This window comes from Campylobacter sp. CNRCH_2015_0338h (assembly GCF_025772785.1).
Taxonomy (GTDB): domain Bacteria; phylum Campylobacterota; class Campylobacteria; order Campylobacterales; family Campylobacteraceae; genus Campylobacter_D.
Genome location: NZ_JAKMST010000003.1, coordinates 94,645 through 116,295 on the forward strand (window position 1 = coordinate 94,645; position 21,651 = coordinate 116,295).

Annotated in this window: 25 protein-coding genes and 1 pseudogene; all 26 read left to right on the top strand. The window is 29.9% G+C overall.

Translation table 11 applies throughout. The features are described from left to right. Positions 1-2 precede the first annotated feature (2 nt). Entirely contained in the window at positions 3-668 is a 666-nt protein-coding gene (locus L8X30_RS03020; protein WP_263678942.1) for a hypothetical protein, read from the top strand. After that, positions 665-1,051 carry an endodeoxyribonuclease RusA-like protein gene (locus L8X30_RS03025; RefSeq protein ID WP_039625747.1) on the top strand — a complete coding sequence of 129 codons (387 nt, stop codon included), beginning with the start codon at positions 665-667 and terminating at the stop codon, positions 1,049-1,051. Before L8X30_RS03020 ends, L8X30_RS03025 begins: the two co-directional genes overlap by 4 nt. Then, positions 1,041-1,418 (top strand): DNA-packaging protein, encoded by a 378-nt coding sequence (locus L8X30_RS03030; protein WP_257402309.1) that lies wholly within the window; start codon positions 1,041-1,043, stop codon positions 1,416-1,418. Before L8X30_RS03025 ends, L8X30_RS03030 begins: the two co-directional genes overlap by 11 nt. Then, on the top strand, positions 1,409-2,701 hold the full coding sequence (locus tag L8X30_RS03035; RefSeq protein WP_047208150.1) for a terminase large subunit domain-containing protein: 1,293 nt from the start codon (positions 1,409-1,411) through the stop codon (positions 2,699-2,701). Before L8X30_RS03030 ends, L8X30_RS03035 begins: the two co-directional genes overlap by 10 nt. Then, the gene (locus L8X30_RS03040; RefSeq protein ID WP_039625751.1) at positions 2,691-2,954 is read left to right on the top strand and encodes a hypothetical protein; all 264 of its coding nucleotides are present in this window, start codon (positions 2,691-2,693) and stop codon (positions 2,952-2,954) included. Before L8X30_RS03035 ends, L8X30_RS03040 begins: the two co-directional genes overlap by 11 nt. Then, on the top strand, positions 2,944-4,440 hold the full coding sequence (locus L8X30_RS03045) for a hypothetical protein (RefSeq protein WP_220701489.1): 1,497 nt from the start codon (positions 2,944-2,946) through the stop codon (positions 4,438-4,440). Before L8X30_RS03040 ends, L8X30_RS03045 begins: the two co-directional genes overlap by 11 nt. Beyond that, a complete protein-coding gene (locus tag L8X30_RS03050) occupies positions 4,437-4,643 on the top strand; it encodes a hypothetical protein (protein WP_047208152.1) in 207 nt (68 codons plus the stop codon). Before L8X30_RS03045 ends, L8X30_RS03050 begins: the two co-directional genes overlap by 4 nt. Beyond that, a complete protein-coding gene (locus L8X30_RS03055; protein ID WP_257939463.1) occupies positions 4,633-5,274 on the top strand; it encodes a hypothetical protein in 642 nt (213 codons plus the stop codon). The genes L8X30_RS03050 and L8X30_RS03055 overlap by 11 nt, the downstream gene beginning before the upstream one ends. Positions 5,275-5,287: 13 nt before the next feature. Continuing rightward, complete coding sequence (locus L8X30_RS03060) at positions 5,288-5,584, top strand: hypothetical protein (protein ID WP_257402305.1); 297 nt, start codon at positions 5,288-5,290, stop codon at positions 5,582-5,584. A gap of 63 nt (positions 5,585-5,647) precedes the next feature. After that, positions 5,648-6,766 (top strand): hypothetical protein, encoded by a 1,119-nt coding sequence (locus L8X30_RS03065; protein ID WP_263678945.1) that lies wholly within the window; start codon positions 5,648-5,650, stop codon positions 6,764-6,766. Positions 6,767-6,915: 149 nt separating this feature from the next. After that, a pseudogene (locus tag L8X30_RS07940) lies at positions 6,916-7,603 on the top strand (hypothetical protein); the annotation flags it as partial. A gap of 1,928 nt (positions 7,604-9,531) precedes the next feature. Then, positions 9,532-11,085 carry a hypothetical protein gene (locus L8X30_RS07945; RefSeq protein WP_412175497.1) on the top strand — a complete coding sequence of 518 codons (1,554 nt, stop codon included), beginning with the start codon at positions 9,532-9,534 and terminating at the stop codon, positions 11,083-11,085. An 88-nt stretch (positions 11,086-11,173) separates the two neighbouring features. Then, the gene (locus L8X30_RS03075) at positions 11,174-12,190 is read left to right on the top strand and encodes a DUF5309 domain-containing protein (protein WP_263678947.1); all 1,017 of its coding nucleotides are present in this window, start codon (positions 11,174-11,176) and stop codon (positions 12,188-12,190) included. Then, on the top strand, positions 12,187-12,585 hold the full coding sequence (locus tag L8X30_RS03080) for a hypothetical protein (protein WP_263678948.1): 399 nt from the start codon (positions 12,187-12,189) through the stop codon (positions 12,583-12,585). Before L8X30_RS03075 ends, L8X30_RS03080 begins: the two co-directional genes overlap by 4 nt. Then, positions 12,572-12,757 carry a hypothetical protein gene (locus tag L8X30_RS03085; protein WP_087685567.1) on the top strand — a complete coding sequence of 62 codons (186 nt, stop codon included), beginning with the start codon at positions 12,572-12,574 and terminating at the stop codon, positions 12,755-12,757. The genes L8X30_RS03080 and L8X30_RS03085 overlap by 14 nt, the downstream gene beginning before the upstream one ends. Before the next feature lies 1 nt (position 12,758). Then, positions 12,759-14,981: a hypothetical protein gene (locus tag L8X30_RS03090; protein ID WP_263678950.1), complete on the top strand. Its 2,223-nt coding sequence runs from the start codon at positions 12,759-12,761 to the stop codon at positions 14,979-14,981. A gap of 1 nt (position 14,982) precedes the next feature. Beyond that, positions 14,983-15,432 (top strand): hypothetical protein, encoded by a 450-nt coding sequence (locus L8X30_RS03095; protein ID WP_263678952.1) that lies wholly within the window; start codon positions 14,983-14,985, stop codon positions 15,430-15,432. A gap of 9 nt (positions 15,433-15,441) precedes the next feature. Further along, on the top strand, positions 15,442-16,077 hold the full coding sequence (locus tag L8X30_RS03100) for a DUF4376 domain-containing protein (RefSeq protein ID WP_263678954.1): 636 nt from the start codon (positions 15,442-15,444) through the stop codon (positions 16,075-16,077). 1 nt (position 16,078) lies between these two features. Continuing rightward, positions 16,079-16,576: a hypothetical protein gene (locus L8X30_RS03105; protein ID WP_047208161.1), complete on the top strand. Its 498-nt coding sequence runs from the start codon at positions 16,079-16,081 to the stop codon at positions 16,574-16,576. Next, a complete protein-coding gene (locus L8X30_RS03110; RefSeq protein WP_263678955.1) occupies positions 16,557-16,931 on the top strand; it encodes a DUF1353 domain-containing protein in 375 nt (124 codons plus the stop codon). Before L8X30_RS03105 ends, L8X30_RS03110 begins: the two co-directional genes overlap by 20 nt. Further along, positions 16,928-18,331: a collagen-like protein gene (locus tag L8X30_RS03115; protein ID WP_263678956.1), complete on the top strand. Its 1,404-nt coding sequence runs from the start codon at positions 16,928-16,930 to the stop codon at positions 18,329-18,331. Before L8X30_RS03110 ends, L8X30_RS03115 begins: the two co-directional genes overlap by 4 nt. Positions 18,332-18,349: 18 nt before the next feature. After that, entirely contained in the window at positions 18,350-18,817 is a 468-nt protein-coding gene (locus tag L8X30_RS03120) for a DUF5675 family protein (RefSeq protein ID WP_263678957.1), read from the top strand. 225 nt (positions 18,818-19,042) lie between these two features. Further along, on the top strand, positions 19,043-19,432 hold the full coding sequence (locus tag L8X30_RS03125) for a hypothetical protein (protein ID WP_263678958.1): 390 nt from the start codon (positions 19,043-19,045) through the stop codon (positions 19,430-19,432). Further along, positions 19,389-19,574 carry a hypothetical protein gene (locus tag L8X30_RS03130; protein WP_412175495.1) on the top strand — a complete coding sequence of 62 codons (186 nt, stop codon included), beginning with the start codon at positions 19,389-19,391 and terminating at the stop codon, positions 19,572-19,574. The genes L8X30_RS03125 and L8X30_RS03130 overlap by 44 nt, the downstream gene beginning before the upstream one ends. Further along, a complete protein-coding gene (locus L8X30_RS03135) occupies positions 19,564-20,034 on the top strand; it encodes a hypothetical protein (RefSeq protein ID WP_263678961.1) in 471 nt (156 codons plus the stop codon). Before L8X30_RS03130 ends, L8X30_RS03135 begins: the two co-directional genes overlap by 11 nt. After that, the gene (locus tag L8X30_RS03140) at positions 20,031-21,623 is read left to right on the top strand and encodes a hypothetical protein (protein ID WP_263678962.1); all 1,593 of its coding nucleotides are present in this window, start codon (positions 20,031-20,033) and stop codon (positions 21,621-21,623) included. The genes L8X30_RS03135 and L8X30_RS03140 overlap by 4 nt, the downstream gene beginning before the upstream one ends. Positions 21,624-21,651: the final 28 nt, after the last annotated feature.

Consider the following 21,651-nt stretch of genomic DNA (forward strand, 5'->3'; position numbering starts at 1 on the left):
AAATGAAAGAAAAAGTTAAAATTTTAATGAATTTGTTAGAGCTTAATGAAGCTCAAGCGGTGGATATAGTGGGCAGATATTTAAAAGATGTCAAAGATATACATGTTTTTTTAGATTATTATTTTGAGACATGTATGAGTGAAAAAATCATCGGTTCTACTTATGAAAAACTTAGAATTGTTTGCAAGATAGCACAACTTGAGTTTAAAGAACGATTTGAGAATAAAGAAAGTTTTTTAAAATGGATTTTTAGAAATTACAAGTCAAGAGCTTTTTTTAGATTATATAAAAATGATTTTACATATGAATATTTTGCTTATGATAGTTTCAAAAATAAAGTAAAACTTGAAAATAGTTCAAATGATTGTTTAATATGTATAAATGGCTTTAAAGAATTAACATATCACGATGGGTCTTTAGTGGAAGATGGGTATTTTAAAGAGGCGCTTATAGACTTCATGTTTAAAAACCAGCATAGAGTTGGTAAAGATTTGAGCTTGGATATTCAAAAGATAGAATTAAAAACGGAACTTTGCCATCAAAAAACAAAAGAAGAAGAAAAAATATTGCACTTGCAAAATTTGGAAAAGTTTTCTCAAAAACTAAAAGAAAAAACCAGCACCAATTTTAATTATTTAAGCAAAAATAAAGAAAAGGTAATACGATGAGCTATTCTTTAAAATTAGAGCTTAAAAATAACCCTGTGCCTTATAAAAGAACAACTCAAAGAGCTAAGTTTGTTTGCAAGGATTATCTTAAGTATTTAGATTTTAAAAAACTCTTGCAAATTGAGTTTAGAAAGCAAAATGGAATAAGCCCTAATCAAGCTTTTGACTCTAAAAAGCAATACGAGTTTTCTTTAAAAATAGGTTTTAACAATAAAAAGCATGGTGATGCAGATAATATCGTAAAGGCCGTATTGGATGCGCTGTTTGAAAATGATAAGAACGTGTTAAAAGGGAAATATGAAATTGTTGCTTTTAAAAAGGCTTTTTTGGATTTAGAAATTAGCCAATATGATTTTAAGGAAGGATTATCTTATGAGCAATAAAGTATTAACAAAAGATGAGTTAGAGCAAAAAGTTGATGAGTTTTTTGCTACAAATACACCACTTGCTGAAACAAAAGAAAAAACTATTTATGCTCCAAAGACAATAGAAAGTCTAGCTGTATTTTTAGGTGTTACGACAAAAACTCTTAGTATTTGGGAGAAAGATGCAGAATTTGGAGAAATAATTCAAATAGCTAAACAAAGATGTGCTAGCTCTATAATAGATCATTCTTTGATAGGCACTTACACTCCTAGCATAAGCATGTTTTTGCTTAAAAACAATCATGGCTATGTAGATAAACAAGAAGTGGTTAGTGATAGTGTTCAAAAAATAGAAATCATAAGAAGTGAAGTTAAATGCAATTAAAACTTGATTTTTCTTACACTCCGGCACAACTTAAAGTTTTTGATGATAAAAATCCACGCTTTATAACAGTAGCAAAGGGTAGAAGATTGGGTTTTACAAGAGGAAGTGCAAAATATGTAATAGAAAATCTTTTAATGGGGTTAAATGTTCTTTGGGTTGACACGGTTCAAAGCAACTTACAAAATTATTTCGAGCTTTACTTTATGCCTGAGCTAAAAAAACTCCCAAAAGAATTTTATTCTTGGAGCGTTCAAGATAAAAAACTCATTTTAAATAATGCTGTGCTTCATATGAGAAGTGCTGAAAGACCTGAAAATATAGAAGGCTTTGGCTATGATTTGGTAATTTTAAACGAAGCAGGAATTATCTTAAAAGGCTCTAAAGGGGAGTATCTTTGGTACAACGCTATACGCCCTATGTTGCTTGATAATCCTAAATCAAGAGCGATTATAGGTGGAGTTCCTAAAGGAAAAAATCTTTTTTATGAGCTTTGTAAAAAAGAATTAAGTGATGAAAATTGGAAACATTTTCAGTTCTCAAGTTATGATAATCCTTTTTTGAGTAAAGATCAAATCAAAGAGCTAATCGAAGAAGTAGGCGGAGAAGATAGCGAAGTAGTTAAACAAGAAATTTATGGAGACTTTATAGATAACTCTAGTGCAGAACTTTTTGCTTTAAGTGATATTGAAAAAAGTATGAATGTTATTAGTTTTGATATGCAAAAAATGCAAGGAGATAATATATGGGGACTTGATGTAGCAAGATATGGAGATGATAAGAGCGTTTTGGTCAAAAGAAAAGGTTTTGTTGTAGATGAAATTAAAAAATATAGTGGGCTTAGTATTAGTGCTTTAGCAAATGTTGTTTTAGCAGAATTTAATAAAGACAAGGAAAAGCCACGAGGTATTTTTATAGACACTTGTGGGCTTGGAGTTGGTGTATATGATATATTGAGTGATTATGGTTTGCCTGTATTTGAGGCAAATTCTGCAAATTCTGCAACTAACAATGAATACTTAAACAAAAGAGCGCAAATGTATTTTACTTTGGCTAAAAACATAAAACATATGCAAATTATCAAAGATGATGAGCTAAAAAAAGATTTACGCATGATTGAATATGAGTATTCTGATAAGGGGCTTTTAAAGATAAAGGCAAAAGAACAGATAAAAAAAGATTACGGAAAAAGCCCTGATACTAGTGATGCTTTAGCTTTAACTTTCTTTGAAAAATTGCACCCAAAAAACAATACTAGTGAAGATTGGAGTTATGATGGCTGGTGAGTTTTTAATGGTATATGAGAATATAGATCCGCTTAAAATTAAAGAGTTAGCTAAGAAAGAAGATGATGTTATAAAAATAATTTTGGCTAAGTGGATATTAGATCTTTTTGGGGGTTTTAGAAATATTTCTAAAAAGCAATACAAGAGAGAAATGGTGAAAATTTTAAAAGAAAAAGGTGTGAGTGATGATGATATTGCTAAGCTAACAAAGCTTAGTAAAGTTACCATATGGAGAATTAATAATGAGAAATAAAGAAGAAAAAATTACATATTTAGTAAAACTTATAAGTGAAAGTAAAAATGCTTATGAAAAATACAAGCCTTATTTTTCTGCCTTGCAAGATGCATATTTATTAAAAAATGAAAAAAAAGAAATTTATGAAAAAAGAAACAAATCTTGCATCTTTATACCAAAGATTAATGCAAAAATTAAATATTTAATAACTGCTTTAAATGATGTGTATTTTAACAGTGAGAGAATGGCAGATATTGAAAGTTATATTAATTCAGATGAGCAAATTATAGCTATGTGGCAAAGAGCTTTAGATTTTTATACAGGAGAAATTAATTTGTTTAAGCTCTTTCAGCCTTTATTTTTAGATGTTTTAACAACAGGAACATCAATAGCAAAAGTAACTTGGCACAAGGGTATGCCTCGTATTGAAAGAGTTGGTATAGATGAGGTTTATTTTGATCCAAATGCTTTAAATAATGATGATATTAGTTTTATCGTAAATGAGATTTATCTTTCACATGCACAAATTAAGCAAAGGCAAAAATTAGGATTTTATCAAAAGACAAATATAGATGCGCATTTTGACAAAAATGAAGAGTTTAAAAAGGTTAAGTTATATGATATTTATGTGAAAAAAGATGATGATAAATGGGTTGTTTCAACACTTTTAGAAGAGGAATTGCTACGCGATGATGTGGTTTTAGAAGATGGACAGCCTTTTGTTTGGGGGTCAATGCTTCCACAATTAAAAACAATAGACAATGAAGAATATGTGTGTGCTTATGGCGAACCTGTTATGTCAAGTGCATTGTCTTTGCAAAAGGAAATAAATATCACAAGAAATCTTTTAATAGATGCAATGAGAAGTGCATTAAACCCAAAAATAATACTTCAAAAATCTGCCGGAGTTTCAAGAGAAGACTTAGAGACTGTTGGCAAGCCAATATATCTTACAGAGCCTTCAAGTGTTGGTTTTTTGCCAACACCGAATATAAGTAGCTCGGGGGTTAATTTAGAACTCTTAGAGAGTGAAATCACAGAGGTTACTGGTGTTAGCCCACAAAATAACGGTGCGCAAACTGCACAAAATGAAACTGCTACTGAGATTAGCATAAAAGCACAAGAAGGTGGTCGAAGAAGTGCAGACTATATTAGATCATATAATGAGACTTTTGTAGAGCCTTTGTTTGATAGATTTGCAAAACTAGTATTTAAGTATGGAAATGATGAATTTTTTAATGGGTTTACAAGAGAGGATATACCTAGTTTTAGATTTAATATACAAACAGGTACTGGAGCTATGAATAAAGAAGTTAGAAGAGCAGGACTTCAAGCAAGTATGCAAGTATTTTCACAACTTTATCAAATGTATATGAGTATAGGTGATATGCAAAGTGCATATGGAATTGTTAAAGCTAATGAAGAGTTAGTTAAAGAACTTTTGCCTATTTTGGGGATAAAAAATGTCAATTCTTTATTTGCTTTCAACAAGGGTATGCAATGAAGATTTTATTGGATTTAAATTTTGATATACAACAAACAAAAGGAGGTAAGAGGCTAGTTGATTTTATAGATAAAAAATACCAAGAATGTTTTGCAATGGCAAAAAACCAACAACAAACAGCAGAGTATAGGCTAAAAGCTTTAGAGCAAATGGCTTTTTTAGACACGATAATAAATTTACTAAAGGAAGAAGATGATGAATGAACAAATGAATGAAAATGATGCTTTAAATGAACTTTTAAACTCACTTAATGACAATGAAGAAACCACTCAAAACAAAGAGGAAGAACAAGAAGTAGAGCAAGTAGAACAAGATGAACAAAATAATCAAGATTTATCTAAACTTTTAAAAGAGCAAGCAAATGAAATTAAAACTTTAAAAGAAAGCTTAGCACTGCTTAATAATAAAAATAAGCCAAGTAAAGAAGAAGAAGAAAGGAAAGAGTATTTAAAGCAATTAGGGCTTGAAGGAATTGATGAAAGGCTTAAAAAACTAGATGAATTAGAAGCAAAAGCTAAGCAAAAAGATGAGGAAGAAAGCTTGCGTGCTAAATACATGGAGGTTGAAAGAACAATTAGAAAAGAGTATCCAAATGCTGACTTAAAAACTATGGGAGAATTAGCAAACAAACTTGGTGGATTAGCAAGTGGAGATTTACAAAGCTGGAGAACACTTTTGGCTATGGTTTATAAAAAAGATATTGGTAAAAAGGCAGATGAGAGCTTACCTAGATCAAATTACGCAGGTGGCGAGAGTGATTTTAACTCAAAAATAAAAAAAGGTGATGATATTTCTAATATTGATTTAGGAAAAGAATTATTATCTTTAGCTTAAAGAGGGGCATTTAATGAATAAGGTTGATAGTTTTTCATTTACTGATTTTCTAAGCAAAGGTTTTGATAATTTTAGTAAATGGGGGAATAAAGAAATAGCAAAAAATGGAGCAAGAACTAATTTTGATAGGCTTATAGACATTGGTGGACTTGCCGGAGGACTTTGGGGTGGATATGAAGAGCAGAAAATGGCAAAAAAGAATTTTGAGCTTCAAAAAGATGCTTACAATTTTAACAAATACTTAGCACAAGAGGAGCTTAGAAGAAGACAAAATAGAGAAAATAACTTAAAAGAAGTTTGGGCTAGTTAAAGTTTATGGATTTAAGGGGTTACCTTAAATCCTTTATTTTAGATATTAAATAAAGGTAGAAAAATGGCACATTATAACCCACAGCAAGTAGTATTTAACCCAAGTCTTGGTGTAATCCAAAATGCAGGAAAAGTAGGTGGAGTTTTATACGATAGTATGAAACAATATAGAGAAGAAGAAAACAAAAGAAGACTTTTGGCGCAAAGAGATGAAGAATTAAAAGCTCGACAAGAACAAAATGAGATTAATAATGCTTTTTTAAATAATAATTTATTGCAAAAGGAAAGAGCTTTTGAGTATGCTATGGAGCAAGATAGAATAAAGAGTAATTTAACTTTGCAAGATTTGCTTTTAAAAAAATCAAAAATAGATTTAGAGCAAACAAAAAGACAAAGAGAATATGATTTTTTAGCAAAGCAAGCAATGATTAATTTACCAAGTTACACAAAGTCAAATCCTGAGATAAAAGCAATAGAAGAAAGATTTAATACTATAAAAAAAGGTGGTGGTGATTCTTATTATGATGGGCAGGGGCTTTTGGGTGGAACATGGCAAAATATAAAAGGACTTTTTGGTGCAAATAATATAAATAACGAACAAGATAATTTGTTTAAATTTATGAGTGATAGTATTTATAATGAAAAAGTTAGAAGAGATACAACCTATAATAGAACAAGGCATGATGAAATTTATAAAGAGCCTTCAGCTTGGAAACCACAAACTATAAATGCTAAAGAATTTGAAAGAATAACAAGAGATTATATAGCTGTTAATGAGGCTAAGATTAATGCTTACTATGATGAGCAAATGGCAAAGATTTCTAATTTAAAAAATCCTTACATTAATCATCTTTATGAAGAGCAAAGACAAAAAGATTTAAAAGATTTTAGAGAGGGTTTAGCACAAGAGCTTAAGGTTTATTATATTAAAGATGGAAAGTATGACAAACCTAGCAAAAAAGCAATTACAGTAGAAAACCAAAAAACAAAAGAGGCTCCGCAAAATTCTCATAACTTATTAGCGTTTGCTAATAATCAAAAATTTTATGATGTGAATTTAGGAGGCTTTGAGGCACAAATTTCTGAACCTGATTCTAATGGAAATGTTATTTTAATCAACAGCGTAGGAAAAAGAAAACAAGTAAGCTTGGAAGAACTAAGAAAAGAGGGGTTAGTAAAATGAGCATAAGAGAATTTTTAAAAGAAAAACCAAGAGAAAGTGATATTTTAGCTTTTTTGCAGCAGGATAATAAAGATAAGAATGATTATTTAGATGAGTTAAGAAATGACATAGATAAAGCAATTACACAAAATAGAAATAATATCTCAATATATAATATACAAGACCAAAATCTAACAAATCCACTCGGGCATATTAGTCAATACAAGCGAGATTTGTATGATTATGAAAATAATCAGGAAATGAATGCTGATGATTTAAGTGATTATATTTTAGATAAACAATCTCAATTTAATGCTTCTAAACCTATTTTTGCTGATGATAACGAAGTGGCGAGAAAAAGCAATCAGTTTATGAGAGATTTAGGAGATGAGCTTCAAAAATCCGGAAGAGGAAAACTTTTACAAGATAGCGATGGTTCATATTGGGTTAAAGATGTAAAAGGCAATTATGCTAAGGTTCAAGGAAGCCTAATAGGTGACTTATATCGTGGGATTAGAGATAATGGTGCTAGTGTAGCACTAGGAACAGCAGGTGCAATTGGCGGTGGTATGTTAGGTGGTGGAGTTGGTATGGTCGCTGGGGGTGCATTAGGTGCATCTTTAGGAGCTGGATATGATTATTATGGGAACACAAAAGATACAAATCAGAAAGCAAATTTAAAAGAAGCTCTTATGCTTATGGGGGAAAATGCTGGACTTTCTTTAGTTGGAGATGTAGCTTTAGCCGGAGTAGCTAAAGGTGCAAGAGCTTTAAAAAATACATACGCTATGGCAAAAACAGGGTCAGCTGTTGGCAAAGATATGATAGATGGGATAGCTGTTAAGGGAAATAATCTAAAAGAAAACATAGGGGATAGGTTTAGAAGTGCAATGCCTACTTTTGTAAACGATGCTCTCTCAAGTGGTTTAGATACAACAAAGAATCATGTTAAAGAAATATTAGATGAGAAGCAAACTGGACTTTATAATAATTTAAAAAATGATACTTATTTAAATCCTATAGAAGTTAATCAAGGCAATGTGTATGCAGATCTTTTAGCCAAAAAAGCTCAAAACATAGCCGATATGTCAAAAAATAATCTTGTAAAAAATATTTCTCAAAAAACTGCAGATATTTCAACCGCAATAAGCAAAAATATAGGCTCAAAAGAAACAGCACTTAGCCACCAAGAACTTTTAAATATGTCTTTTATGGATAATGATTTAGCTAATGTATTAGCACAAAATGTAAAAGACAATCCTCAACTTGCAAATAAACTTTTAAATGCCTTATCATCTAGCGACAAGGTTCTTTTAGATGAGCTAGGCATAAGTGATGATATTGGTGCAAAAATTTTATACGATTTAAAAGAGAGTAGAGCTAAAAGAGCTTATGATGAATTTGGTGCAGGCTTAGATAAGCTTGAAAAATTAAACCCAAATGGAGTAGAAATTGATAAACAAATATTTAGAGAGTTAGCTGATAATGCAGGGGTTTATAGTGAGGCAACTCCGACTATTGTTAGAAGTTTTTTAAAAAGATTAGATAGTGGAGAACTAGATGGAAAAAGTGTTAAGCAAATTTATGATGAAGTTAGTGCAATTAGCGACAAACTAAAAGGCGAGCAATCTTATAATTATAAAGAATTTTTAAATAGTGTTAAAGATGAACTTTTAAACTCTTTGGTTAAAAATTCAAGCGACCCTAAACTTGCAAAAGAAATTTTAGAAAAAACAAGATCTGACTATGCTAAATTCAAAAAATATTATGATAGTGAAATTGGTAAAAAGCTAGATGGTAGCGAAGAGGATATAAGTAAAAAATTAAACAAACTCATCAACAATACAAATGATAATAAAAATTATGAAGCTATAACTAAAGGCTTAAATCCGCAAGAAATAGCGGTAATTGATGAAGAATTTATCAAAAGAAACATTGCAAAATACACAAAAGAGTTTGATGGCAAAAAAGTTTTAGATTATGAAAGCTTTTTAGAAAGTACTAAGCATTTTAATCCAAAGAGTGAAACTGGGAAAATCAAAATGGAAACCTTAAAAGCTATGGGGCGACTTAGAAAAAATATGAAACCAATATACCAGTCTTTAGCTACAACAAAAACGGAAAAACAAGGCAAAAGCATAGCTACAACTATAGATGGCAGGGCTATGATGATGTTTATTAATCAATTTAGTGATTATATAGCTTTTTATTTTGGGAGAATGTTTGGGCTTGGAAAACAAGCAGGAATGAGAATACAATATCGCCGTATGGTAAATAACATTAATAACTTTCAAGATTTTAAAACACAAACAAAAGAGTTTATCAATAGCATAAAGGATAAGTATATTAAGGAGCAGGCTCAAAAGTTAGATGCCGAATTTAAAGCTAAAGTTAAAGATTTAATCAAAGGCGATAACTTTTATATGGATAAGCCTGATCCTAAATATGCTAAAAGTGATTATACTGCTAAATTTAATGTAGAAAAATGGATTAATAATGTTACAGGAATTTTAAAAGATGAATGGGTAGTGAATTTAAAAGCTATGGCTAAAAAACACCCTGAAATGTTTAAAAATGAAGCAGATGTATTTAGGGTGATTAAAGAGATAAAGGACAATCCTACGCATTTTTTTAAAAACTATGATGATGAGGTGGCATTAATAGCTAAACCTTTAAAAGATAATAAGGTTGGTAATATAGCCATAAAAAAAGATAGTGGCAAAATTATACACATTAATAAAACAAAAGATAAAGATTTGGAGAGATTAAATCGTAGAAATAAAGAAATGCTGACAGGTACGCCAACTCCTGCAACCACTAAAGGCAGTACTACCAATGTGGAAGGCGGTTTATTACAGCATTCTTCCAAACATTCTACCCAAGATAAACCTAAAGAAAACTTAATTGAGAAATTAAAGGACAATAAGAACAGGCAAAAAAAATCTATACATGATTTTTTTGCTAGTAAAAATGGTAAAAAGTTTGATATTTTTGATTTATATACAAGCAAAACAGATTTATTAGATATCAAAAGACTACAAGATAAATTAGAAATTTTTAAAGCTCAAAAGCCAAAAGAAATAAACTATAAAAGCATAAAAAAAGGATATATATTAGATGATTTGCTCAATGTAGATGAAGATGTTGTTTTTGCCGTAGTAAACAAAAAAGACCTTAAAACATCATTAACGAGAAGTTTAAACCAGTTTAGAAATAGACACTCTAATTCAACTATAAACAACATAAGAGAAAAATTTAACGAAAGAGAGCATTTTAAGGAAAGCTCTAATTTTGATGGCTTACCTACTATTACTAAAGATGGTCTGGTTATAGCAGGAAATCATAGAAGCACTGCTATAAAAGATTTAAAGGGTGATAACTTAAATAGATACATAAATCAAGCTAAAAAAGTTTTTGGAAGAGATGTTTTTAGTGGTTTTGATGAGAAAAATGCCATGATAGTTAGAATTTTAGACAAGAGTGATGATGAAACCATCATAAGGCTTTCTAAATTGTCTAATGATGGAAGGCTTAGTGATGAAAGTGAAAAATTGCAAGCTTTAGGAGCAAAATATAAAGATAAATTAAAAAATATAGAAAAAGCAAAGATAAATAGTGATAAAGAATTAATGTTATTTTTGGGTTCAAAAGATGTCTTGGAAAGTAAGAGGGCGTTATTAGACTATATGATGCCTGATATTTCTAATGCTTTGCTAGCTTGGGAGAGAAGAAGTGGCGGAGATAGCGAATTTAGTAGAATATTGAATAACAACGCATTAAATTTATTGCACTTGAAACAGTCTCTTAACGAAAACAAAATATTGAATAACAATGAAGATTTTTTTAGTCTTTTTAAAAGAGCCATAGAGAGTATGAACCAAAGTAATGCATATAAAAGTTCTAGTGAGCTTTATGAAATCTTATCAAAATATGCCCAACCTAGTCTTAAACTTGAGGATAGTTTCATACCAACACACAAGGACTTACAAGCTGATATTTTGGGCTTTATTATAAAATATAATGATACTTTAAGTAATCCTAGTGAAGCATTTGAAATAAAAATAAAAAATGCGATTGAATTTATAAATGAAAATAATACACACTCTTTATTTGAGGATGTAAAATTGAGTAATTATGATATTATAAATAATATGCTAAATACAAATATATCAAATTCGGTCAAATATCAAGAAATGTTGTCTAAGGCAATAGATACTATATCAAAGCAAACATCTAATCATAAAAAAAGTATACTTGTTCAGTTGAAAGAGGATAAAGAAGCTAGGAAGGAGTTTATGGATAAATATACTAAAAAGCTTAAAAATAATATGAAAAAATAAAATATTTTTTAATTTATTTCAAAATATACTAGTTTTGAAATAGCCATTTTTGTCAAAATCTCCAAAAAATATCAAAGGAGATTTTAAAATGGCTTTGTCATCTATGGACTTTACCCCACCAGCAACACAAAATGTTAAATTAAAACCTAGCGTATATGAAAAGATTATACAAATAGGTGCAAGCGAGACACCACTTTTAAACAAAATAGGCACATCAAGTGTTACAAGCCCACTGTTGCATTCTTGGCTTACAGACACATTAGCAGACCCAAAGAAGAATGCTAATTTGGAATTAAGTAAATTTAATGGCGAAACAAAAAACACAACTCAAAAAACATCTAATGCAACACAAATTTTTATTACAGAAGTTTCAGTTACCACGGCTTTAATGAAAGCTAAACAATATGGTGGCAATGAGATGGAATATCAAGTTGGTAAAAAGACAAAAGAGCATAAAAGAGATATAGAATATGCTTTATTTGGATTGGGTCGTGATAGTGATGTTAAAAAATCAGTGTTTAAAGAGCATATTCAAGCGCAAAATGGTGTAAGTGGAGAAATGGCAGGATTGTTTCACTATATAGCAAAAGGAGAAACAAGCTTTAGTGGTGGAAAAAGAGGCAATGTATTAGCATTTGATGAAGCAAAAGATTGGAGCGGAACTCCTAGCTTGCTTACTGAAGATAAATTAAGTCAAATTTTACAAAGCATTTGGGATAGTGGTGCTACACCTAAAGATGTATTTTTAGGAGCTAGTTTAAAACCGGCTATTAATAAACTTGCTACTAGGATTTTTGGAAATGAGAAAAATCTAGTTGGAAATGTTATGAGCCTTGAGACAGATTTTGGAACAATCAATTTTCACTTACATAGACTATTAAGCCCTAAATATGGATTAGGTGATGTTTTAATAGCAGGTGATTTTGAGTTTATGAAACACGGGCTTTACATTCCTACTTTTATTGAAGATGTATCTACTGATGCAACAGCAAAAGCAAAAAGATTTTACACTCAAAGCACATTAGAAGTAAGAAATGCTGATGCATTTGCTATAGGTGTTGGGCTTAGTGGCGTAGAAGGTGGAGCTTTAAATCTTAAAAAATGAAAAGTGTATTAGTTAGGGATATTATCTTAAAGAAAATGTCCAAAGAAAGAACTAGTGTTGATGATAAATTTATAAAAGCCTATGTTATGGAGGCTTTTTATTATATTTGTGGCAAATGTGAGCCTAGCGTACTCACTAAAACCATAAGAGAAGATGACCAAGTGGTCTTAAGAAACACTAGAAACAATGCATTTTTGATAGTCCCTGATGAGCCAAATTTTGAAGATGAACAAGAACATTTAATGATAGATGAAAGCCTTTGCTACGCTGTTATTAATTATGTATGTTTTTTGATGAGCAAAGGCGAAAATGTGATGTATTTAAAGCTTTGCAATGAAATTATCAATGATTATATTAGTAACGATGGAAAGGAGCTTGAAAATGCACACTTGTGATACATATAAAAAATTTATCAGAGCAAAGAGTTATGATGATTATGAAAAAAGTATTACAAACTTAGATTTTATAGCTTATTTGGATACTAAAAAATGGCTTGAAGCAATGGATGATTTGTTGTTATTTTGCCAAAGAAGAATAAAAGATAGCGATTTTTATACAGGGGAGTAAAATGGTAAGTTTGGCTGAATTGAAAACAGGTAAAGAAAAGCTAGAATTAATTAATCAAATTTTATTAAGAATTGATACTATAGCTAGAGCTTTAGACAATACAAGACTTGATGAAATTGTCGGTTTAAAAGAGAGCGTAAATTCTTTACATGAACAAACACTAGAACTAAAACAAGAAGTTTTAACAATGTATACTAGTTTTAGCGAAAATAAAAAAGATTTTGATACTAAATTTTCTAGTGTTAATGAAAAATTTAGCATTATGCAAGAGCGTTTTAGTTTTATAGAGCAAGCTTATAATGATTTTTCAAGTTCTAAAGAAGAACTTGAGCTTATAAAAGGCTTTATAGAAGAAAATAAACCTGTATTTGAAAGCTTAAAAGATGATTTATCTAAATATGAAAGTATGAAGATAGATCTAGAAGCCATTATCACAGAAGCTACAAATAATACAAAATTATCAAAAGAATATTTTGAATTAAGCTCAAAAATAAAAGATGATATTTTAAGAGAATTAGAACATTGCAAAGATTTGGTGCAAGAGTTAAACTATAGTGCTGATGAGCTTAGAGGACTAAAGCCAGAGCTTTTGCAGATAAAAAAAGAAGTAAACGAGCTTTCATCGCAAGCTAGTAAAGTAGTTTTAGATGCAAGCGAAATTATAAAAAATAAAATAAATACTATCTTTTTTGAAAATCAAAGATTAAATCAAGAAATGATAGATAGTGTCAAAAAATTGGAGGAAATAAAATATGATGTTGGCATAAAGTATAAAGAAATAATACAAGCTTATAATCTTTTACTAGAAACCAAAGAGAGTTTAGAAGAGTTAAAAGAAGTTATTGCTTTATATGAAGAATTTGAAAACGACATTAAATCATATTCAGAGCTTATAAAAAATTTCAAAGAACAAATTGCGAATTTAGAAAGTGATTTAGAAAATAAAGCACAAGGTTTACACGAAGCTTTAGAAGCAAAAGGTGAACAAGTAATCTCATCCATAGAAACAGCAAAAAATGAAGCTATTGTTAAATTTGATGAGCTTGTTGCAAAATGTGAAGGATATAAAATACATTTTGAGCAAAGTTATGATAGGTTTAATCAAAGAGCTTTAATAGCTAATGAAGATTTGGGGAGACTAGCCGAAGTTGCTAAAAAAGAGCTAGGCAATGACAAGTTAATCTATGAAACAGAATTAAAAGCTTTGCGTGATAGCACTATCGAAGCTATGAATGATATTTATCAAAAAATGTGCGATGATGCAACAGGTATAGTTTCCAATATAGAAGAAAGAGAAAGTAATTTTAGAGAATATATAGAAACATCAAAAACTTTGATTGATAATTTAACTCAAATTTTTATCACTACTTATCAAGGGTATAAAAATGAATTTGATGTTTTTGTAAATAATCATTTGCAAAATTTACATACTCAAAAAGAAGAATATAAACAAGAACTTGATGTAAAAAAAGAAGAATATAAACAAGAACTTGATGTAAAAAAAGATGAGTGTTTGGAAGAGATAGATGCAAAGGCTATTGATTATGATATAGTGAGTATAAAAGAAGACGTTGTAAATTTGAAACCTAGGGTTGAGGCTTTAGAGTTTGACAAGGTAAACAAAGATGCTAAGATTGATATACTAGAAAATGCTATTAATACTAATACTCAAAAAATAGAACAAACAAAAGAAGAGCTTTTAGAAAATGTAGAAACTACAGAGCAAAAATTACAAAAAGAAATAACAAATATTAACGAACAACTAAAAACAAAAGTTTCTATAGAAGGAAACAAGACGATAAACGGAAATATAACTTTAAGTGGTGCTTTAACGGCAAATGGAACTACTAATTTAAATGGAAATACTACTTTTAAGCTTATTCCAAATTGTGCAGTTAATCCAACAGCTGATAATCATTTAGCTAGAAAGTGGTATGTAGATTATGGTGGTGGTATTAAAAATTTAGGAACAGTAGGTTCAACAAACATAGACTTAAGACAAGCTCAACATTTTATTTTAACAGCAAATGCAAATACAGAGTTGGGCATAGCTAATTGGGGCGGGGCAGGTAAAAGTGGAACCATAACCATAAATAATTGTCAAAACATAAAATCTTTTAAAGCACCATTTAAATTTAGAATAGCACAAAGTGGTTTTAGTGGAACTGAGACCTTTGCTTATTTTTGCATAGCAGCAAATAACATCAGATTAGTAAGGTCTTAATATGAATACTCTAATGCTTGCAAATTCAATATTTCAAGTTAATTTACCTCCAGAACTTGGCGGAGGCGTGGCTAATTATAATTATATGTTTAGTTTAAATAATCTAGTAAGACCTAATGAATATGTTATGCCTGCTAATTTAGCAAATAAAGAAGTTTTAGTTGTAGGAGAAGTTTGGACTGTAAACAACATGAATAATAAAACTTCAGCAAATTCTATTGATATAACTTGGAATAATTATGCTAATTCGCATCGTTTTTATGGTCCATCAAGATCATACACAGCTAATAAAAAAATACCAGTGAAAGCAAAAATAAAATTTGGCGCTATAAACTCAAATAAAATTAGATTTTCTTCATATCAAACAGGTAGTCACAACGCACAAAGAGGGTGGAATACTAGTGATTGTAATTTGCAATGTCGTGGAAACTTGACATTTTATTATAACTAAGGAGGAAAGATGTTTTACAAGATAGATGATAAGGCTTTTTTTAATGAAGATGTGTATTTAAAAAAAGTTATTATTAAAGTAGATGAGGAAGAATTAGAAGGGGAAGATACTTATTTTTTAAGTAAATTAAATGATGATGAGCTTAAAGCTCTTGGTTTTGCTAGAGTGAGTGAGCAAGAATTGCCAAGTTTTGATGAAAAAAGCCAAGAGCTTGTTAGAAAAGAAGAATTTGATGAGCTAAGTAATATCTTTCATATAAAATACGAAGTACGCCAAAAAAGCTTAGAAGAACTAAAAACAATTAAGCTTGATGAAATAAGAGCTAAAAGAGATGAGGCTTTAGAAGGCGGACTTGTTTATAATGAACATACTTTCCAAACAAGAGAAAAAGATAAGCTTAATATCAATGGAGCTGTAACTAATTTAATGCTTGATATGCAAAGTGGAACTAACTCAATTTCTGAAATCATTTGGATTAATATCAATGATGAAAAAGTAACTTTTACACCACAAGATTTTTTAAAATTTGCTTCAATGGTGGCTTATCATACCCAAGAAATTACATTTAAAGCAAATGCATTAAAAGAAAGAATAGAGCAAGCTAAATCTGAGCAAGATTTAGAAGCTATTGTTTGGGAGGATTAATATGTCGCATTTAGAAAATTCAGCAAATATAGCTTTATTTGGAGGTTCTTTTATCTTAGCTTTTTTCTTTCAGTTTTTAGCATATACTGGTATTAAAGAAGCTCAAGCTTTTACTTTGTTTATTATTTTTATATTTTCAGCAATAGTAGGTTTTTGTAGAACTTTAGCTTTAAATGAAAGTGTTAAGGCTTATACCTTTTCTGATCTTTTGTCAAAGTTTTTAATGCTAGGAATACCTTTTATGTTTGCTTTGGGTGCAAAGCAAATAGATGCTTTATATTATTTTGTAGATTATAGTTTTAGCTTCTTGATTTTAGGAGAAATCCTTTCTGTGATGATTAATATTCAATGTATAAAAACAAGAAAAGCAATAGCTGAAGTAGATATTTACAATATTGCAGTTGAGAAAATAAAGAATTTTTCAAGCGGTTTTTTAAAAACAAATACTTATATAAAAGAAGAAGAAAAGGGTAGGCAAGATGATAAGAAAAACACTTAAAAGGGTTATAGTTAAACCTTTTGGCAAAGATAGATTTGAAGTTGTAAAAGAATTTGAAGTTAGTTTGTGTGGTTTAAATTTTATCGTGCCAAAAGGCTTTGTTAGTGATGGTGCTTCAGTGCCACGCATTTTTTGGAGTATTTATCCTCCATATAAAAGTGAGTATTTTAGTGCAGCAATTGTGCATGATTATTTATGCCAAAAAGCATATTCAAAAGATGATTATAAGCTAGCAGATAAAGTTTTAAAAGAAGCTATGAGTGAGCTTGGTTGCTCTAAAGTAAAGACTTTTATTTTTTATCATGCGTGTAATACATTCCATGTGGTTAAATGTTTTTTGAAAGGAATAAAATGAGTTTAGAACAAGTTATTCAAACACAAAATGAAAGCTTAAATGAGCTTAAAAATAAAATGGAAAAATTAGCGCAATTTTATGAAAACGGTAAGATAGATAAAGAAGAATTGATAAAAATCATAAATGAAGAGCTAGATAAGATAAATCTAGATGATAGTATAAAAGATGGTATTTTATCTTATATTACAGAAAATCAAGCTAGTTTAAAAGGTGAAAAAGGCGATGCATTCACTTATGAAGATTTTACGCCTGAGCAACTTCAAAGTTTAAAAGGCGATAGTGGAGCCAAAGGAGAAGATGGAAAAAGTGCTTATGAAATTTGGCTTAACAAAGAAGGTAATGCAGGAAAAAGTGAAGATGAGTTTTTAGCTTCTTTAAAGGGTGAAAAAGGAGACAAAGGCGAAGCAGGGGAGCAAGGAGCCAAAGGTGAAAAAGGAGATAAAGGTGATAGTATATCTAAAGAAGAGCTAAAGCCCATAGTAAAAGAAGTTGTAGATGAATTAGGTATCTCAAATGGTGGTATAGTGGGTGAAGATGGTCAGGTAATAACAGATGATAAGCTAAAAGAAGTTATAAGCAGTGTTACTATGCCTTTTCTTGAAGAAAATATTATAAAAATTTCAACCATAGAAAACAATTGTTTGAGTACTTTTTTAAATGCTATGCAAAATAATGCATTGATGTGTAATATTGCAAATACTCCTCCACCTGAAAAAAATGGAAATTCCGTAGGATATGAAAAAGGCTTTATATGGGTTGATAAAAGCACTACTCCAAATACATTTTATGTAAGTAATTTAACTGAATGGGTAAAAGTCGAACTTTCAAAAGAAATACCAATAAATAAGCTATCTTTTAAGGTTTCAAGAAATAATGTAGCTACAACTTACTCAGCTTGTTGTGTTTGTAATTTTGGTCTTATTGATATAAATGCAAATGCAGTATTTGCTAAGGAAGCTAATATTACTACAAGTCCAAATGGAAGTGTTGTTTTTGAAATAAATGGAAAAGATTATACGGCTACTATATCAAGCACTATACCACTTTATGGAACAGGCTATACATACAATATTTTTCAAGCTAACAATAAATCTTTACTAAGTGGTGCCTTAACAAATGATGGAATTTATGAATATACACTTATATTTGATCAACCTTTGCCAGCAAATATTATGGGTTTTGGGTTGCGTCCTTATGGGAATGTTGTTAGCAGAGATTGGGCTCCTAAGATGATTTTAGAAGCTTTTTCAAATGGTATCTTAGAACCTATGAGCAGATTAGAAAAAATCGCAAAGACTAATGCAGAAGTTTCTAAAAAAGGCATATATGCAATAGATATTAGAACAGGTGATGATATTTCTAAAGATGTAACATCATACTCACAATGGAACATAGAATAAATCAAAAAAGGAGAATAAATGAAACTAAAATTAACTAGAAAGTATTTAAGAAATACTTGTGTCATAGGAGAGTTTAAAGTCTTAGATGAAAAAGAAAATATTCTTTTTGAGTGTTTTTCTTTAGAAGAAGATAAAGAAGGGATTGAAAGAGAAAAAGACTTAAGAGTTCCTGCAGGAGTTTATAATCTAAAAAGACATACATTATCTAGTTTTAATGATAAAGGTAAAAGGGTTGTAGCAGGAGTTAAGGTTTTAAACGATGATGATAGCGTTGTAAATATCTACAACGATGATGTGCCTTTTGATAGACACATTTTGTTGCATTGGGGAAATACAGACAAAGATACAAAAGGTTGTATTTTACTAGGTTTAACTAAGAGCGATGAAAGCATAGGACAAAGCAGACAAGCTTGTAAAAAATTATATGACTTGCTATATCAGCAAGATTTATCAAATATAAAATTAGAAATCACGAATAAATTTTAGAAAGGAGTAAGTTTAGAGTAGGTTACCACATAATCCCCCTAAAACAAGGGACAAGGTTAATAAGCCTTGACTATAATCATACTTAGTAGTATAATTATAAAGATTATGTGGATTATATAGCTCAAATTTAATCACCTACTTTCTAGGGTTTAAGCCATAGGGGGTCAGACCTACGGCTAACCCTTGAAAGTATTATATAAAAACCTACTTTAAACTATAAACAATATGTCATTTTTATTTAACAATACAAAGCTTTATATTGCTTTAGCCTTAATGCTTATACTTAGTGTATTTTTATATCTTAAGCTAGATAGCACAAATGTAAAATTAGAAAAAAGTCAAAGTGATTTAAATTTAGCTTTGGGTGTAAATAATGAACTCACGAGGATTACTCAAGAGCTTAAAATAAGACACGAACAAGAGCTAAAAGCACTCTTTTATGCAAATACTCAAAAAAATCAAATCAAAGCAAGGGTTGATGATGTTAAAAACTATATATCCAAAAGCAATGAAACTAACACTACTAAGCTTTTTAATGTTATGCTTGATAGGCTGTGGGAGCAAAACACAAGTGTTAACCAAAATACAAATTCAAAAAGTGCAAATACCAAATGAGCTTTTAGAATTTGATAGAGCAAGAAAACCTATAGTGCAAGATGAAAAAGATATATTAAAAGCTTATAGTGAGCTTTTTTATCACTATAAGCAATGTGAGATCAATATAGATAAAATTAAGGAGTTGAATGATGAATTATGAGCAAAGATTAAATCAATTTAAAAAAATATATCCCGAAATTTTAGAGTTAAGCTTGGCGGAAAAATCCCCATTTGGAGAATTAAAAAAGATATTAGATGATAGCATAAAAAATGATGTTATTAAAAACGAAGAGCAGTTTAAAACTTTAGCGAATGCGCTATCTTTAGTAGGACAAAGTATAGTAGCACAAAGTCAAACGACAGCATTGGGTATGATTTTGCAAGGCGATGAAAACGAACTTAATAGCGAGAAAATAAAACTTATACAAGCACAAATAGAAACTGAAAAGAAAAAACCCGCACTCATAGATAGACAACGAGAACAAATAGATGATATATTAAGAATAGAATCGGCAAAAGTTGCACAAGGATATAGTTTTGGGCTAAGCGCAGGTGGGCTTGAAATACCAAAAGAGTTGGAATCTTGGGTAAAAGAAAAAATTGAAAATATAGATAAATGATTGATAAAAAATATAGAACTCCAAAATATTTTTTAAGAGCTAAATATCCACAGAATGCAAATGATATAGGATATGTAGAATGCTATCAAGCTTGGTTTTTATACGGAACTACCTTTGTACATAAATATGTAGAGCTTCTGCATAAACAATTAATAAGAAAAGGTAGGGCTGTAAAAACAAGAATTTATCACCCGCTCTTCCCAAATTCCTATGGAATTGATTTTTATGATATTAAAAGTCCTTCTAGAGCTCCATATAATTACCATAATAGTGGGGATTTGGGGTTAAATCAGTTTTTTGTAGGTCAAAACCCTTATGAGTGGTATAGAGGAGACCCTGGAGATAAAAGTGGAATATATCATGATACTTGTCAAATTATAAGGAAAAGACAAAATTTAAGCTTGTTTAATTTTGATTTTCATGGAAAAAATGTTGTTACAAACCCTAGCTATCTTTTAAAATACAAAGAAGAGCTAAAGAATTTTTATTATCTACATGATCTTACTTTTGAAAAAATACATGGCTTTTATGGTGCTATAGTCCCTGGATATGGTAAGCCAAAATATATTTTTGTAAAATCTAATATAGTTAATAATGAGCTTGTAAAACCTAATTTTATTTTACCAGATAAAGACAAATTTAAGCCAAGTTTAGTAGAGAGTGAAGATGGTAGATATTACAATTTAAGACCATATTATGATGAGTTCTTGAGATTAAATAAAAATGTATTTATTGTACCTGAAAAAATATCTAATATTGATTTTTTAAGTGCATTTAACAATAACATCAATGTTTCTAAATTAGGCGATATATTTCACCCTCTAGCATTTCTTTCTAATTTAAATAATATAGCTTATCAAGAGCCTGTTGTTTTGAGAAGTCGGAGTAGTTTTTTTTATAAAAATATCTCATTGATGCCTTGTTATAATAATGAAAGCAATATGCCTTATGGAAGAAAAGATAGATGGTTTATTTTATGGGATAGTATGTATGATCTTTATGTGAAAGAGGATAAGGAATGGTGGGAGTTTATAATAGCTCCTGTTGTTTCTGCTGTGATTGTTTTTATTAGTTTTTATACAGGTGGAGTTATAGGCGGAGCTTTGGGCGGTATGATAGGCGGAGCTTCAGCCACAATTATAACCAATATAACAATCGCGCTTAGTACGCTTGGAGGTGTTATCGATGCATTAAGTTTTTTAGGCATAGTAGATAAAGGAAGCTCTTTGTCTAAAATAAATAAAGCTTTAAAATTGGTTTTAGCCGTTGCAGGATTGGTAAGTGCTGGATATAAAATAGGAGTTGATATTAATACAGCAATATCTAATCAAACCCCTATAGTTGATGTTTTAATTAATAAAGATGCTACATCTTTAGACATTATAGGTTATATTAGTGATATATTTTTAAGCTCTAATTTAAAAGAAGCTAGTTTGCCTTTAGATGAAAATAGTGATATTGATGAGCATGTTTTTTTTGGAGAGGCTTCAAAGGAAGATATTGAAATGGTAACTAAAAATCTACTAAATGAAAACTGGTATAGTTTTGACACCTTAGATATTTTAAATGAAAAAGATGTTGAGATATAATTTAGATAATTAAGTTTTGTCTAATATA

Excerpts from the sequence above, each read along its gene's own strand:
- L8X30_RS03095 (WP_263678952.1), top strand. The coding sequence starts at position 14,983 with ATGAATACTCTAATGCTTGCAAATTCAATATTTCAAGTTAATTTACCT.
- L8X30_RS03020 (WP_263678942.1), top strand. The coding sequence starts at position 3 with ATGAAAGAAAAAGTTAAAATTTTAATGAATTTGTTAGAGCTTAATGAA.
- L8X30_RS03030 (WP_257402309.1), top strand. The coding sequence starts at position 1,041 with ATGAGCAATAAAGTATTAACAAAAGATGAGTTAGAGCAAAAAGTTGAT.
- L8X30_RS03045 (WP_220701489.1), top strand. The coding sequence starts at position 2,944 with ATGAGAAATAAAGAAGAAAAAATTACATATTTAGTAAAACTTATAAGT.
- L8X30_RS03035 (WP_047208150.1), top strand. The coding sequence starts at position 1,409 with ATGCAATTAAAACTTGATTTTTCTTACACTCCGGCACAACTTAAAGTT.
- L8X30_RS03115 (WP_263678956.1), top strand. The coding sequence starts at position 16,928 with ATGAGTTTAGAACAAGTTATTCAAACACAAAATGAAAGCTTAAATGAG.
- L8X30_RS03105 (WP_047208161.1), top strand. The coding sequence starts at position 16,079 with ATGTCGCATTTAGAAAATTCAGCAAATATAGCTTTATTTGGAGGTTCT.
- L8X30_RS03135 (WP_263678961.1), top strand. The coding sequence starts at position 19,564 with ATGAATTATGAGCAAAGATTAAATCAATTTAAAAAAATATATCCCGAA.
- L8X30_RS03110 (WP_263678955.1), top strand. The coding sequence starts at position 16,557 with ATGATAAGAAAAACACTTAAAAGGGTTATAGTTAAACCTTTTGGCAAA.
- L8X30_RS03050 (WP_047208152.1), top strand. The coding sequence starts at position 4,437 with ATGAAGATTTTATTGGATTTAAATTTTGATATACAACAAACAAAAGGA.
- L8X30_RS03140 (WP_263678962.1), top strand. The coding sequence starts at position 20,031 with ATGATTGATAAAAAATATAGAACTCCAAAATATTTTTTAAGAGCTAAA.
- L8X30_RS03100 (WP_263678954.1), top strand. The coding sequence starts at position 15,442 with ATGTTTTACAAGATAGATGATAAGGCTTTTTTTAATGAAGATGTGTAT.
- L8X30_RS03055 (WP_257939463.1), top strand. The coding sequence starts at position 4,633 with ATGATGAATGAACAAATGAATGAAAATGATGCTTTAAATGAACTTTTA.
- L8X30_RS03125 (WP_263678958.1), top strand. The coding sequence starts at position 19,043 with ATGTCATTTTTATTTAACAATACAAAGCTTTATATTGCTTTAGCCTTA.
- L8X30_RS03025 (WP_039625747.1), top strand. The coding sequence starts at position 665 with ATGAGCTATTCTTTAAAATTAGAGCTTAAAAATAACCCTGTGCCTTAT.
- L8X30_RS03040 (WP_039625751.1), top strand. The coding sequence starts at position 2,691 with ATGGCTGGTGAGTTTTTAATGGTATATGAGAATATAGATCCGCTTAAA.
- L8X30_RS03085 (WP_087685567.1), top strand. The coding sequence starts at position 12,572 with ATGCACACTTGTGATACATATAAAAAATTTATCAGAGCAAAGAGTTAT.
- L8X30_RS03090 (WP_263678950.1), top strand. The coding sequence starts at position 12,759 with ATGGTAAGTTTGGCTGAATTGAAAACAGGTAAAGAAAAGCTAGAATTA.
- L8X30_RS07945 (WP_412175497.1), top strand. The coding sequence starts at position 9,532 with ATGCTGACAGGTACGCCAACTCCTGCAACCACTAAAGGCAGTACTACC.
- L8X30_RS03060 (WP_257402305.1), top strand. The coding sequence starts at position 5,288 with ATGAATAAGGTTGATAGTTTTTCATTTACTGATTTTCTAAGCAAAGGT.
- L8X30_RS03080 (WP_263678948.1), top strand. The coding sequence starts at position 12,187 with ATGAAAAGTGTATTAGTTAGGGATATTATCTTAAAGAAAATGTCCAAA.
- L8X30_RS03065 (WP_263678945.1), top strand. The coding sequence starts at position 5,648 with ATGGCACATTATAACCCACAGCAAGTAGTATTTAACCCAAGTCTTGGT.
- L8X30_RS03075 (WP_263678947.1), top strand. The coding sequence starts at position 11,174 with ATGGCTTTGTCATCTATGGACTTTACCCCACCAGCAACACAAAATGTT.
- L8X30_RS03120 (WP_263678957.1), top strand. The coding sequence starts at position 18,350 with ATGAAACTAAAATTAACTAGAAAGTATTTAAGAAATACTTGTGTCATA.